Below are 12,482 nucleotides of genomic sequence, written 5' to 3'. Positions count from 1 at the left end.
CGCACACGGTCTGAGGTCCCTGCCTATGCGGTAGCGGAATGCTCGGCGCCCTGCAGCTTGCGCTTTCGCCAGATCGATCCTGCCACGAGCACGATGATGATGCCGATGATTCCAAGGACCACCTCGCCGCCATGCCCGCCATTGGCGAACTGCGGCGCCATGCCGAGCGATTTGAGGAGTCCATCGAGGCCGACACCGACCGGACCGTTGAAGAACGCGAGCAACGCCGGCTGCACCGCGGGATCCGTCGCCATCACCTCGCCGGCGATCCAGCCGAGCAGGCCCGCGCCGGCCCACACCAGGGCAGGCAGGCGCGTCAGCAACGCCATGATCAGCGCGGCACCGGCGACGATCAGGGGAACGCTGATGGCGAGCCCGATGACAAGCAGCGGAATGCTGCCATTGGCCGCCGCGGCGACCGCGATGACGTTGTCGAGGCTCATGACGATGTCGGCGATCGCCACGATCTGCACGGCTGCCCATAGATGCGAAGCCGCGTCCACACCGCTCTCGTCCTCTTGTTCAGGCACCAGCAGCTTTGCCGCGATCACCAGCAGCGCCAATCCGCCGACCAGCTTGAGGTACGGCAGCGCCATCAACGTCACGACGATGCCGGTGAAGATGATGCGCAGGAAAACGGCAACGCCGGCGCCAAGCACCATGCCCCAGAACCGCTGGCGCGGCGGCAAGCCCCGGCACGCCATCGCGATGACAAGCGCGTTGTCACCCGACAGCAGGATGTTGATCCACATGATCTTGCCGAGCGCAACCCAGAAAGTCGGTTGCTGCATCTCGGTCTGGAACTGGGTGAAGAACGCCGAGATCGACGCGGGATCCAAGACTTGCCAGAGCCAGTTCACAACAATCTCCCCCGGGCTTTTTCAGCCGTTATACGCGGCTATTGCTTGCCGCTTTGCCAAGATCAGCCGACGATTTCGTTACCGGAAAAGAACTGCGCGATTTCGATCGCGGCGGTCTCCGGTGCATCCGAACCGTGCACCGAGTTCTCGCCGATCGACTTCGCATGGACCTTGCGGATCGTGCCGTCCGCCGCCTTCGACGGATCGGTCGCGCCCATCACGTCGCGGTATTTCAGAACGGCGCCCTCGCCTTCCAGCACCTGCACCACGACCGGACCCGAGGTCATGAAGTCGACCAGTTCGCCAAAGAATGGACGTGCCTTGTGAACGGCGTAGAAGGTTTCGGCCTGTTCGCGGGTCATGCGAATGCGCTTCTGGGCCACGATACGGAGCCCCGCCTTCTCGATCAGCGCGTTGACGGCGCCGGTCAGATTGCGCTCGGTCGCGTCCGGTTTGATGATCGAGAAAGTGCGTTCAATCGCCATTGTTTTACGTCCTTGCAAAACGCTGATTGGAGGGTTGCGGGGCTTATATCGGCGCCACCTCACGACGGCAAGCGACCGTGTGACGCGCCTGCCATCCCTTTTGGCGCGTTTTCGGGCGGCGGACGCGCCCCGAGAGGGCGCAGATTACAGCAATTTCACGGAAGTGAACCCAGTCTGAAGCCGCCGTGCCGTCCCCATTCAGCTTCCCGGCCGTAGACTTACAGACGATCGAACGCAGGGCACGCGCATCCGCCGGCCCAAGGCGTCACGGGACCCGATCTCACTGATGGTGCCAACCGGCACCGAAACATTGAGGAGACGATCATGTTACGCAAACTCTCGCTCGTTGCAGTGGCCGCGGCTTCGCTCGGTGCGGCCGCGCTGGCGCCGACAGCGGCTTCTGCCTGGGGCGGCGGCTGGCACCATGGCGGCTGGCATCATGGCGGTTATCACGGCTGGGGTGGGCCCCGCGTCTTCATCGGCGGCCCGGCCTATTACGGCGGCGAATATGGCGGCTGCTACGCGCGGCGCCTGGTTCCGACCCCCTGGGGTCCGCGCTGGCGGCTGGTGAACCGCTGCTACTGACCTGATTTGAGCTTCCCCCCGAGACTGACGCCCCGGCCGCCGCGCCGGGGCTTTTTTTGCCGTGGAACCGGCTTGCCGGAGGTAATTCGACCACCAGGAGGCGAACGCATACGGGCATGCACGGAAACAAATTTCGCCGCCGTGACTTGACCTACCGAATATCACTCAAGCCTTGCGAATGCCGTGAGGTGGAACTCTAGAGACTGCCGATGGATAGCCGAATCAACAACGATTTCGAACAGATCGATCACAAGACATGTGTGTCGATCTGCGACGCCGTCGGCGAACGGCTACAGCAAAATCTGCGCCCCGAAACTGAATTGTCACCGCGTTTGCGCGAGCTCGTCGACGAACTGCGGCGCCGTGACAACGAACTGCATTGAGGGCCGCTGGATCACTGACTTTGCCGATAGCTGATTTTGCCGATAAATGGGTTGCGTTTGGCGCCGGGTCCGGTGACAAGGCCGCATGCTTTCCATCACGGATATTTCGGTCCGGATTGCCGGGCGGCTCCTGATCGACGACAGCACGGTGCAGATCGTGCCCGGCGCGCGCGTCGGCTTCGTCGGCCGCAATGGCGTCGGCAAATCGACGTTGTTTCACGCGATCCGCGGCGATCTGCCGGTCGAGTCCGGCAGCATAACCCTGCCGCCGCGCTGGCGCACCGGCAGCCTGGCGCAGGAGGCGCCGGATGGACCGGAGAGCCTCATCAACGTCGTGCTGAAGGCCGATCTGGAGCGCGACGCGCTGCTCCATGAGGCCGAAACCGCTGACGATCCACACCGGATCGCGGAGATCCAGACCCGGCTGGTCGACATCGACGCGCATTCCGCGCCTGCGCGCGCGGCCGCTATACTGAGCGGCCTCGGATTTTCCACCGCCGATCAGGCGCGGCCGTGTTCGGAATTCTCCGGCGGCTGGCGCATGCGGGTGGCGCTGGCCGCGACGCTGTTCTCGGCGCCGGACCTGCTGCTGCTGGACGAACCGACCAACTATCTCGATCTCGAAGGCACGCTGTGGCTGGAAGACCATCTGGCCAACTATCCGCGCACCGTGATCGTGATCAGCCACGATCGCGACCTGCTCGACACCTCGGTCGACCAGATCCTGCACCTCGATCGCGGCAAGCTGACGCTCTACAAGGGCAGCTATTCCTCGTTCGAGGAACAGCGCGCCACGCGCGAGCTGCTGGACGCCAAGCACGCCAAGCGCCAGGCCGACGAGCGCAAGCGGCTGCAGGCCTTCGTCGATCGCTTCAAGGCGAAGGCTTCCAAGGCCCGCCAGGCGCAGTCGCGCGTGAAAATGCTGGAACGGATGAAGCCGGTCACCGCGCTGGTGACGCAGGATGTGCGTGAAATCAACTTCCCGACGCCGGAGAAAATGCTGTCGCCGCCGATCATCGCCGTCGATGACGTCTCGGTCGGCTACGATCCGAAAAAGCCGGTGCTCAACCGCGTCACGCTGCGGATCGACACCGACGACCGCATCGCCCTGCTCGGCTCCAACGGCAACGGCAAGTCGACGCTGGTCAAGCTATTGGCCAACAAGCTGCAACCGTTCTCCGGCCGGGTCACACGGGCGGAAAAGCTCTCGGTCGGCTATTTCGCGCAGCATCAGGTCGACGAGCTCAACCTCGACGGCTCGCCCTACGACCACATCCGCAAGCTGATGCCCGATGCGCCGGAAACCAAGGTGCGCGGCCGCACCGGCGCGATCGGGTTTTCCGGCAAGGCCGGCGATACGCTGGTCAAGAGCCTGTCGGGCGGCGAGAAGGCGCGGCTGTTGCTCGGGCTCGCCACCTTCTTCGGCCCGAACATGATCATCCTCGACGAGCCGACCAACCATCTCGACATCGACAGCCGTGCGGCGCTGGCCGAAGCGATCAACGATTTTCCCGGCGCCGTCATCATGGTCTCGCACGACCGCTATCTGATCGAAGCCTGCGCCGATCAATTGTGGGTCGTCGCCAATCAGACCGTGACGAGTTACGACGGTGACCTCGACGAATACCGGCGAATGGTGTTGTCGATCGGCGACACACGCAGCAGTTCGCGCGAGCGCCCCAAAGAGACCGCAAAGCCCGAGCGCGGCAGAAGCGAGAGGCGTACGCCGCTGAGGCAGCGGATCGCCGAGGCGGAAGCCGAAATCGAGCGCATCAACGGCATCATCGCCAAGATCGACACCGCACTTGCCTTGCCGGACCTATTCACGCGCGATCCCAAACAGGCCGCGCAGCTCAGCAAGGCGCGCGCCGGCGCCGAAAGCGCGCTGCGGCGGGCCGAGGAAGATTGGCTGGAAGCCAGTTCGGAATTTGACGAAGCAACGGGCTAGTTTAGGTCGAAGTAAGGCGCTTGCGCTAACTCCGTCATCCTGAGGTGCGAGCGCAGCGAGCCTCGAAGGATGAACGGCCCGACCGTGGCCGTCGCCCTTCGAGGGCCGCGCTGCGCACGGCCACCTCAGGGTGACGGATCATATTGATTCAAGCCTAAAAAAACCGATCGGTGCCGTCGAGCTACGCCGCCGGTTTCCTCTTCGGCTTTGCGGCCTTTGCCGGCGCCACCGGCTCCGGTCCGCGCTCGATCGACGTCAGGCGTCCCGCGGTGAAGGTGTAGATGCCGGCCCGCTGGCCATGCGAATAGTTGACGACCGCCACGCGATCGCCGCGCGGGTTGTTGGAGAGGCTGACATTGTCGGGCGCACCGATGCCGCGCACGACGTCGCATTCGGTATGACCGAGCGCCACCCGCCCGGTCGTCGAGGGAGGCGGACTGCCTGCAGCACCGTCCGCCAGCGCGTTTGCACCAGCGCCCGGCGCCGCCATTCCGGGACAGGCGCCGTCCGCAGCGACGAGTTCATCCGGCGTCACAGGCTTGTCCTGGCTGAGCGGAGGCGTTTCGATCGACACGTTTCGGATGAACACGCGTCCGGTGCGCGAAAACCAGTCCGCATCCTTCGACATGAGGTCGGTCGCACCCGAGCAACCCGCAAGCGCGGGCCCGAGCAGCAACAACGTCAGCAGTGGTTTTCGATCGATCGTTCCGCGTCGCACGCTAGACCCCGGCTCCCCGCCTTTGACTTGTAAGCATTTGTCCGACCATCACTTTGCGGCACGACCATGGCTGCCCGCAAACTAAGGCCGAGAATCTGCAGATTATCATCAATTGCCGAGGATCACTAATTTCCGGGATAGCCCGGACTGTGTACCCATAGTCTCAGCGAGGGAAGCGAAAGGCAATGTCCGCTTTGCCCGTGTAGCGACCAAGTCCGCGCAGCAGCGCAATGGGTCCCGATGGGTCATGAGCGGACATCAGGTAGGCTCCAAAGAGACCACTAAGGGCGATCAGGCGGCACAGTAGATGTTTTTGTGCGACCCCTCTCTCCGCTCCAACTCAAGAGTCTGCTCTTTGAATTTATCGACAGCAGCCGACTCAGTGCGATGTAGGTGCGGCGACGCGACTGGACCCAACGTTCCGGGAATGGAGATTCTGTCAGAGTATGGCGGCCTGAGAGTCCTCTCCACAGCGTGGGGTTCGCTAATGTCTCCCGCAATCTTAGAGAAAGCCGCCCCCGGGCGACCAGGTCAGAGACGTACGACAAATCGGTTTGAACGTCAGCTGGGCCACGGTCACTCCGCGACTTGTGCTTCGTGAATGTCCCCTTGCCTTTCGCCCCTGTCGGAACGTCGAGCTGTTCGGTACCTGCCAGGCGATTGGCCGTGATATCGTTGGAACAGCTTCGAAAACGCCGCCGCTGTCTCGTAACCGACTCGGCTGGCAACGCGTGCAATGGGCTCATCGCTGGTTTCCAGCAGGAACGCCGCTTCCGCCATCCGGCGCTCGATCACATAACGGTGCATGGACTGGCCGACGAGCTTGGTAAAGCGCGCCGAAAATACCGAGCGGCCGAGCCCCACGCGCTGGCCAAGGTAGCTCAGTGTCCAGGGAAGCTCCGGGTTTTCGTGAATCAGCTTGAGCGCCGGTCCGATATGCGGGTCAGATATGGCCCCGAGCCAGCCGCCTTGTCCGGGACTGAGAGACGCGATCCAGCTTCGGAGCACCTCGACAAAGAGCACTTCTGTCAGTCGTGAAAGCGCGACGCGTTGGCCAGGACGCTCGAGCGCGGACTCGCTGACCAGTCGGCGCAGGATTGCTTCAAGCCAACCACCGTCCGCCGTCGGCTTCAGCAGGAGCACGGGCGGAAGTAGCTCCAGCACGCTGCCAAACAGCGGCCGTGACACCGTGAAATTGCCGCAAATCATGGTCGAGAGCGGCTTTGCACCGCGGCCGTGACGAACGACGCCAAGACGCGGGGACGATCGATCGATATCCGTAATCCGCAAAGGCTCGGCCCAGCGATCCGAATAAAACACATGGGGCTCTCCGCGTGTGATGACGACAAAATCGCCCTCGGTCATCTGGATTTCCTGCCCCTGTTCGAGCGCGAGGGTCGCTGAGCCCTGGCTAAGATAGTGAAACAGGGCGTAGGGGCGCGCTGGCAACTCAAGATGCCAGGGATGGCCGAGCTCGAAGTGAAAGAGCAGCGTCCCGCCGAGACGAACGCGATCGAGCACTTGCGCGAGTATATCCATGCCGCCGAGATTAGACCGGTGGACGATTGGACACAACATCCGGACGATTGATCTCTATCGTCCGAAAGGTCGGCAGACTAGGTCATGTCGCGGCGGGCCGACGTTACGAGCGGCAACCATTTCGCCAATGGCAGATGGAAGAACCGCGACCTGGCTGGAAACGCCTGTCCATTCCCCCGGACTGTGTTCGTCCGACATGCCAACAGGAACAATCAATGCTAAATATCCTCCTCTCAACCGCCACCGTACTTCTGGCCGTAACGACATTGGTCGGCTCCGTCCGTTCCGCCGAATTGCCCAAGGGAGCAGCCCACAACATCGTGCTCGTGCACGGCGCTTTCGTGGACCAGACGAGCTGGCAGCCCGTTGCCGATATTCTCACGAAGAAAGGCTACAACGTCACGCTCGTCGAGAATCCGCTCACCTCCCTTGCCGCTGATGTCGATGCCACCAAGCAGGCGCTTGCGAAGCAGAACGGCAGGACCGTTCTGGTCGGCCACTCATGGGGTGGCGTGGTCATCACGCAAGCCGGTAACGATCCCAAGGTGTCGGCGCTGGTCTATGTTTCCGCCTTCGCGCCGGAGGTAGGTGAATCCCTGGCGTCGCTGGCAAAGGCCGGCCCGCCGACCGAAGGCGGCAAAGCGATCCATCCCGACGCGAAGGGCAATTTGTACATCGATCCCAAGGTGTTTCCGTCAGCTGTCGCGGGTGACCTTCCTCCGGAAATCGCTGAGCACCTGGCCAACTCGCAGCTTCCTTTGAATCACGTTGCGTTCGAGGCCCCCGTCGACATTGCGGCCTGGCATGACAAGCCGACGTTCTATGTCATCAGCACGAAGGACAAAGTCCTCGCGCCCGAGGCCCAGAAGTCGTTCGCAGCCAGGATCAAGGCTCAGACGACGGAAGTCGCCGGCAGCCATGCTTCGCTCGTCGTTCATGCGAAGCAAGTCGCTGAGGTCATCGAAAAGGCAGCGCTCGCTAAGTGAGGGTACCGCTCCCGGCGCTTTCGCCCCGGGAGCGCGCCTGCTTGCTCAGAGGAATGCAGAACGCATCGGACCGCGATGGGGCAACAGCCAAAGCCGCTGAAGCGCCAACGACATCTTGGAGGAAAGTCCTCGGTCGCTGCACCAGACCGGTCTCCCCACTCGATCATTTTATGCCAGGCATCCGGAGGATGACATGACTCAACTCGACATCGCGAGCAAGGACGGCGCCACGCTCGAAACCGCGCCGACCCGTTACATCGAAGGCCACGGAATACGCTTTGCCTATCGTCGCCTCGGCCCCGCTACCGGAACGCCGCTGGTTCTCCTGCAGCACTTCTCGGGCAACATCGATGCATGGGATCCCGCCGTCGTCGACGCTCTGGCCACTGATCGCCCCGTGATCGCCTTCGACAACGCCGGGGTCGGCCGCTCGACCGGTCAAACGCCCGACAATATCGCGGCGATGGCACGAGACGCGGTCGACTTCATCAACTTGCTCGGCTTCACCGAAGTGGACCTGCTGGGATTTTCCCTCGGCGGCTGCGTCGCTCAGCAGGTCGCCGCCGAGCACGGACGGCTGGTCCGTAGGCTCATTCTCGTCGGCACCGCGCCTAAAGGCGGAGAGGAACATTTGTTGGCGGTTCTGCAGCAAGCGTTTTCCCAAACCGATGCACCGGACCCACGCCTGCCGCTGTTCTTCACAGCATCGTCCGCCAGCCGATCGTCAGGACTGGCATTCCTGAAGCGGACGAAGGTGCGTAAGGACGATCGGGACACCGACAACGGCAGCGCGGTCACCGATCCGCAGGCCAAGGCGTTGATCACCTGGTGCGCAACACCTGATCCCCAGCACGCTATTCTGCACGCCATCCGTCAACCCGCTCTTGTGGTCAGCGGTAGCCACGACACCATGCTGCCCGCGAACAACGCTTACGCAATGTTCAAAGAACTCAGCAACGCTCAGCTGATCCTCTATCCAGATTCAGGGCACGGCGCCCTGTTTCAATACCACGAGATGTTCGTCAGCCACGTCCGGACCTTCCTGGAAGCACAGCTCGCGGCTGCATGATCCCGGCGCGTTCCGAAGCCATCAGATGCACTCTATCAATGAGAGTTGTTACGGAGGATAAAATGACAATCGCTAAAGTCGAGGTGGAACGTTTCAGCCTCACGAGCTCAAAACCATTCGACGCTATTGTGACCGCCCTCAAGTCCGGGGTCGGGCAGCCTGACATGGTCGAATTTTTCAAGGAGACGAGGGCGACAAATTCCTTCCCGGATTTGGAGCGCGTTGTACAAAGCGGCCTCGGCCGAACGGACCTTATGCTATTCGCGGAATTCGACTTGGGCGACATTCTGCGTCGTGAAACTGGATCCAAGACGCCTAAGATCATGCGGTTCGTGGTCGGCAATCCCCTCATCATGAAGGAAATGGTCAAGCACGTGCCCGATGCTGGATCCTATGCTCCAGTCACAGTACTGATTGATGAGCGTCCCGATGGCGTGCACGTCTCTTATGACAAGATGGAGAGTTATCTGCTGCATTATGGCAGCTCGGAAGCCCTTGCCGTCGCCCGAAATCTCGATGCGAAAATCACAACCTTGCTACACGAATGTGCAAGCTAAAAAGTCCTGATGACATCTCTGGCCGATGGAAGAGGGTTTGCTCGTGCCAGTCGGGGAACGCTGCAAGCGTTGTCATGACGCGAGCCCTACGTTGGAAGGGAAATTCCTGCATGTATAAAATGCTTCTTGTCACTTTCACTGCCTTGGCTTTTTTCACCGGGGCTGTCGCTTCTGCTCCCGTCGTCAGGAAAGAGCCGCTGGATGCTGCGACCCTCAGCGCGATAAAATTGAAGTTCGGCAGGCTGATGGAATTGGCCAACAAACACGATTTCAAGGGTCTGCATGAGATGTTCTGGCAATCGCCTTCGACCCTATTGGTGGCAAAAAGTGCGATACAGTCCGAGGGAAACTGGGCAGGCTTTTGGGGCAACGAGGCGATTGATCAAAAGCTGCATGATATCGGTAGCTCCGGTCCGGTCGTGCTCGACGCAGATTATTCGAAGCTTAAGGTTGTCGGCCTGACGCGCGACGTCGCGGAGTCTTACGTGCCGATGAACATCACGGTCTCTTATGCAGGGCAGGATGGAACAGCCAAGCCGTTTCTAATGATCATTAATTGGCTTCGCGTCGGAAAGGACTGGAAGGTCGCTTCCGAAATCATTCTGCCGGTGCCGCCCGTACCCGCCGCGAAGGGCTAGGCGAGAGGCCTCAACTGTTCGGCGCCGACGCCTCGTAGTCGTGCGCTGCGCCGGCGGCGCCAGTATCAGGAGGCTTCGCCGATCTCAATGCGGATGATGCCGACGCGATACTCTCCTTCGCAGCCTTTGTTGGCACCCATGCCGATATCCGGCTCGCCAGCTTTCACTCGAAGAACTGCTCAACGGCGCAACGAGCGCCGCCATTCTAATCAACTAGCAAACAAATCGCTCGAATGGCAGCTTTGGGTAAAAAGCGGACCCCAGCGGCGATGCCGCATAAGGTCCGCTAGGGGCCAAGAACGGCCGTCATATATCTTCTCGCGAATAGGAGGGAGAAGCCGCACTGCAAACGGCCTCCGATATGTTGAAGCGTTATAGTAGGCAGTACGAAAGCCAGCTTTGGGTCACAAACGGCGAGGCATCGCTATTGCCGCCGCTGCCACCGGCCCCGTTCATCGGCCTGCCAATACGTCACCTCGAAGCCGCGCGCCTTGCAATCGGCCCAGGCGCCGCGCGCCGCGGTGAGCGCATCGGCATCGTCCCCGTTGAAGACCAGCACCAACCGCTCGTAACTGTCGCAATCGACCGGCAATGCCGCGTTGTCAATCAGGAACCTGACATTGGCCCGATTCGGGTTGCCTTCCTCGATCGAGAGAATGATGGGCTGGTCCGGCGCATCGCCGGCACGCCATGTGGCGTGCGGCAGGAACGAATCGTCGCTGTAGGTCCACAAATGCGCATCGAGCGCCTCGGTGCGCTCCGGCGAGGTCGATTGCACGACCACGCGCCAGCCGCGCTCGAGCGACTTTTCCAACAGGGGCGGCAATACGCTTTCGAGCGACATGCCCTGCAAATGATAGAACAGGACTTCCGTCATCCGGCTGCAACCGAATTACTTCGTGGCTTCATAATATTCCGAGACCAGCCGATCCAAAAGACGAACCCCGTAACCCGAACCCCAACTGTGGTTGATGTCGGTTTTCGGCGCACCCATCGCGGTTCCCGCGACGTCGAGATGCGCCCACGGCGTGTTGTCGACGAAACGCTGCAGGAACTGGGCGGCGGTGATCGAACCACCATGGCGCCCGCCGGTATTCTTCATGTCGGCAAACTGCGAATCGATCTGCTTGTCGTATTCGGGACCAAGCGGCATGCGCCAGACGCGTTCGCCGGTTTCGGTTCCGATCTTGCTCAGCCGTTCCGCCAGTTCGTCGTTGTTGGAGAACATTCCGGCATATTCGGTTCCGAGCGCGACCATGATCGCGCCGGTGAGGGTCGCAAGATCGACCATGAATTTGGGCTTGTACTTCTTGGCCACGTACCAGAGCACATCGGCCAGCACGAGCCGGCCTTCGGCGTCGGTGTTGATGATTTCGATGGTCTGCCCCGACATCGAGGTGACGATATCGCCGGGGCGCTGGGCGTTGCCGTCAGGCATGTTCTCGACCAGGCCGATGGCGCCCACCGCGTTGACCTTCGCCTTGCGCGCCGCCAGCGCATGCATCAACCCGACCACGCAGGCCGCGCCGCCCATGTCGCCTTTCATGTCTTCCATGCTGGCGGCGCCCTTGATGGAAATACCGCCGGTGTCGAAGCAAACGCCCTTGCCGACGAAAGCAACCGGCTGATCGCCCTTCTTGCCGCCGTTCCAGCGCATGATCACGGTGCGGCCGGGCTGCGTCGAGCCCTGCGCGACGCCGAGCAAGGCGCCCATGCCGAGCTTCTGCATCGCCTTGACGTCAAGCACCTCGACGTCAACGCCAAGTTTCTTGAGCTGATTCGCGCGGCGCGCGAATTCAACCGGGTACAGCACGTTCGGCGGCTCGTTGACGAGTTCGCGCGCGATGATCACCCCGTCCACGACATGGGACGCGGGCGCAAGCGCCTTGCGCGCGGCTGCGACATCCCCGGCGGCAATCGAAATGTCGGCGCGAAGCGTGCCGTTCTCGCCGTCCTTCTTCTTGGTCTTGTAGCGGTCGAATTTATACGCGCGCAGCCGGATGCCCGACGCGATGGCGGCGGCGGAATCGGGCTGCATCGCCCCCTCAGGCAGTTCGGCGATCACGGTGACCGTTTCGCTGGCGCCGTTGAGCTTGCCTGCCGTCACGCCGCCGAACTTGAGAAAATCCTTCTCCTTGATATCGGACGTCTTGCCGACACCGACCACGATCAGGCGCTCCGCCTTGCTTCCGTCCGGCGCCGGAATGTCGAGCGTCGATCCGCTCTTGCCCTTGAACTGGTTGGCGGCCGCCGCCCGCTTGACGGTGTCGGCCGCCTTCCCCAGCGCCTTCCGCGTCGCCTCGCCGAACTTCAATGCGTCATCGCAAAACACCACGAGAACGCCACGGGGTGCGGCGGAAAAGGCGACAAAGCCGACCTTGACGGCGTCGGACATAGGTAAATCCTCCAGAATTCAGGGCTGCTGACGGGGCCGGAATCGGCCCGCATTTATGGAATGTTCTCTTCGGTAACGGCCCAAATCGCTCAGGACCTGACGTTTTCGCCACTATGGCCTGTCATCTGCGCCACTGCCAAGCACCGCAGTGGCCGGAAGGCCACAAGAAGTGAATTATTATCCATGTCGGCGCAACGCCACGGCCCGGCCATTTTGTTGACGGATCAAAGGGATGGCAGTGTGGGCGACGGCCGATGAGGGGCGGCTCGACCATTGGGGAACCCTGTAAAGGGGTTTGGTCGGAAGTTGCCCTTGGGGC

13 protein-coding genes are annotated in these 12,482 nt (G+C 61.8%); 7 read left to right on the top strand and 6 right to left on the bottom strand.

Annotation, left to right across the window (positions count from 1 at the left end; all coding sequences use genetic code 11):
• Positions 1 to 23: 23 nt before the first annotated feature.
• Together V1283_RS14495 and ndk are read right to left on the bottom strand one after the other, a co-directional pair.
• Positions 24 to 860 (bottom strand): TerC family protein, encoded by an 837-nt coding sequence (locus V1283_RS14495; RefSeq protein WP_334387152.1) that lies wholly within the window; start codon positions 858 to 860, stop codon positions 24 to 26.
• A gap of 62 nt (positions 861 to 922) precedes the next feature.
• A complete protein-coding gene (ndk, locus tag V1283_RS14490; protein WP_108519317.1) occupies positions 923 to 1,345 on the bottom strand; it encodes a nucleoside-diphosphate kinase in 423 nt (140 codons plus the stop codon).
• A 324-nt stretch (positions 1,346 to 1,669) separates the two neighbouring features.
• Here ndk and V1283_RS14485 point away from each other — a divergent pair, with 324 nt between their 5' ends.
• From V1283_RS14485 to V1283_RS14475, 3 genes are all read left to right on the top strand, one after another.
• Positions 1,670 to 1,930, top strand: coding sequence for a sulfur globule protein precursor (locus V1283_RS14485; RefSeq protein WP_334387151.1), 261 nt, complete (start codon positions 1,670 to 1,672; stop codon positions 1,928 to 1,930).
• A 209-nt stretch (positions 1,931 to 2,139) separates the two neighbouring features.
• A complete protein-coding gene (locus V1283_RS14480; RefSeq protein ID WP_334387150.1) occupies positions 2,140 to 2,313 on the top strand; it encodes a hypothetical protein in 174 nt (57 codons plus the stop codon).
• A gap of 85 nt (positions 2,314 to 2,398) precedes the next feature.
• Entirely contained in the window at positions 2,399 to 4,261 is a 1,863-nt protein-coding gene (locus V1283_RS14475) for an ABC-F family ATP-binding cassette domain-containing protein (protein WP_334387149.1), read from the top strand.
• Between the two features lie 181 nt (positions 4,262 to 4,442).
• Here V1283_RS14475 and V1283_RS14470 read toward each other — a convergent pair whose 3' ends face one another.
• Both V1283_RS14470 and V1283_RS14465 read right to left on the bottom strand, forming a co-directional pair.
• Positions 4,443 to 4,934, bottom strand: coding sequence for a hypothetical protein (locus V1283_RS14470; RefSeq protein WP_442895859.1), 492 nt, complete (start codon positions 4,932 to 4,934; stop codon positions 4,443 to 4,445).
• A gap of 621 nt (positions 4,935 to 5,555) precedes the next feature.
• Positions 5,556 to 6,518: an AraC family transcriptional regulator gene (locus V1283_RS14465; protein WP_334387148.1), complete on the bottom strand. Its 963-nt coding sequence runs from the start codon at positions 6,516 to 6,518 to the stop codon at positions 5,556 to 5,558.
• A gap of 215 nt (positions 6,519 to 6,733) precedes the next feature.
• On the opposite strand from V1283_RS14465, the gene V1283_RS14460 reads away from it, so the two are divergent.
• From V1283_RS14460 to V1283_RS14445, 4 genes are all read left to right on the top strand, one after another.
• Positions 6,734 to 7,504 carry an alpha/beta fold hydrolase gene (locus V1283_RS14460; protein ID WP_334387147.1) on the top strand — a complete coding sequence of 257 codons (771 nt, stop codon included), beginning with the start codon at positions 6,734 to 6,736 and terminating at the stop codon, positions 7,502 to 7,504.
• A gap of 193 nt (positions 7,505 to 7,697) precedes the next feature.
• Positions 7,698 to 8,573 (top strand): alpha/beta fold hydrolase, encoded by an 876-nt coding sequence (locus V1283_RS14455; protein WP_334387146.1) that lies wholly within the window; start codon positions 7,698 to 7,700, stop codon positions 8,571 to 8,573.
• Positions 8,574 to 8,635: 62 nt separating this feature from the next.
• Positions 8,636 to 9,130: a DUF302 domain-containing protein gene (locus tag V1283_RS14450; RefSeq protein WP_334387145.1), complete on the top strand. Its 495-nt coding sequence runs from the start codon at positions 8,636 to 8,638 to the stop codon at positions 9,128 to 9,130.
• Between the two features lie 110 nt (positions 9,131 to 9,240).
• Positions 9,241 to 9,768, top strand: a complete 528-nt coding sequence (locus tag V1283_RS14445; RefSeq protein WP_334387144.1) for a hypothetical protein — start codon at positions 9,241 to 9,243, stop codon at positions 9,766 to 9,768.
• 424 nt (positions 9,769 to 10,192) lie between these two features.
• On the opposite strand, the gene V1283_RS14440 is transcribed toward V1283_RS14445, so the two are convergent.
• Both V1283_RS14440 and V1283_RS14435 read right to left on the bottom strand, forming a co-directional pair.
• Positions 10,193 to 10,645, bottom strand: coding sequence for a DNA polymerase III subunit chi (locus V1283_RS14440; protein ID WP_334387143.1), 453 nt, complete (start codon positions 10,643 to 10,645; stop codon positions 10,193 to 10,195).
• A gap of 15 nt (positions 10,646 to 10,660) precedes the next feature.
• Positions 10,661 to 12,163 (bottom strand): leucyl aminopeptidase, encoded by a 1,503-nt coding sequence (locus V1283_RS14435; protein ID WP_334387142.1) that lies wholly within the window; start codon positions 12,161 to 12,163, stop codon positions 10,661 to 10,663.
• Positions 12,164 to 12,482: the final 319 nt, after the last annotated feature.

Source organism: Bradyrhizobium sp. AZCC 2262, from assembly GCF_036924535.1.
Lineage (GTDB): Bacteria > Pseudomonadota > Alphaproteobacteria > Rhizobiales > Xanthobacteraceae > Bradyrhizobium.
Note: the sequence above shows the minus strand (reverse complement) of the source record. Positions and strands in the feature narration are given on the sequence as shown.

Excerpts from the sequence above, each read along its gene's own strand:
- ndk (WP_108519317.1), bottom strand. The coding sequence starts at position 1,345 with ATGGCGATTGAACGCACTTTCTCGATCATCAAACCGGACGCGACCGAG.
- V1283_RS14485 (WP_334387151.1), top strand. The coding sequence starts at position 1,670 with ATGTTACGCAAACTCTCGCTCGTTGCAGTGGCCGCGGCTTCGCTCGGT.
- V1283_RS14480 (WP_334387150.1), top strand. The coding sequence starts at position 2,140 with ATGGATAGCCGAATCAACAACGATTTCGAACAGATCGATCACAAGACA.
- V1283_RS14475 (WP_334387149.1), top strand. The coding sequence starts at position 2,399 with ATGCTTTCCATCACGGATATTTCGGTCCGGATTGCCGGGCGGCTCCTG.
- V1283_RS14465 (WP_334387148.1), bottom strand. The coding sequence starts at position 6,518 with ATGGATATACTCGCGCAAGTGCTCGATCGCGTTCGTCTCGGCGGGACG.
- V1283_RS14460 (WP_334387147.1), top strand. The coding sequence starts at position 6,734 with ATGCTAAATATCCTCCTCTCAACCGCCACCGTACTTCTGGCCGTAACG.
- V1283_RS14455 (WP_334387146.1), top strand. The coding sequence starts at position 7,698 with ATGACTCAACTCGACATCGCGAGCAAGGACGGCGCCACGCTCGAAACC.
- V1283_RS14450 (WP_334387145.1), top strand. The coding sequence starts at position 8,636 with ATGACAATCGCTAAAGTCGAGGTGGAACGTTTCAGCCTCACGAGCTCA.
- V1283_RS14445 (WP_334387144.1), top strand. The coding sequence starts at position 9,241 with ATGTATAAAATGCTTCTTGTCACTTTCACTGCCTTGGCTTTTTTCACC.
- V1283_RS14440 (WP_334387143.1), bottom strand. The coding sequence starts at position 10,645 with ATGACGGAAGTCCTGTTCTATCATTTGCAGGGCATGTCGCTCGAAAGC.
- V1283_RS14435 (WP_334387142.1), bottom strand. The coding sequence starts at position 12,163 with ATGTCCGACGCCGTCAAGGTCGGCTTTGTCGCCTTTTCCGCCGCACCC.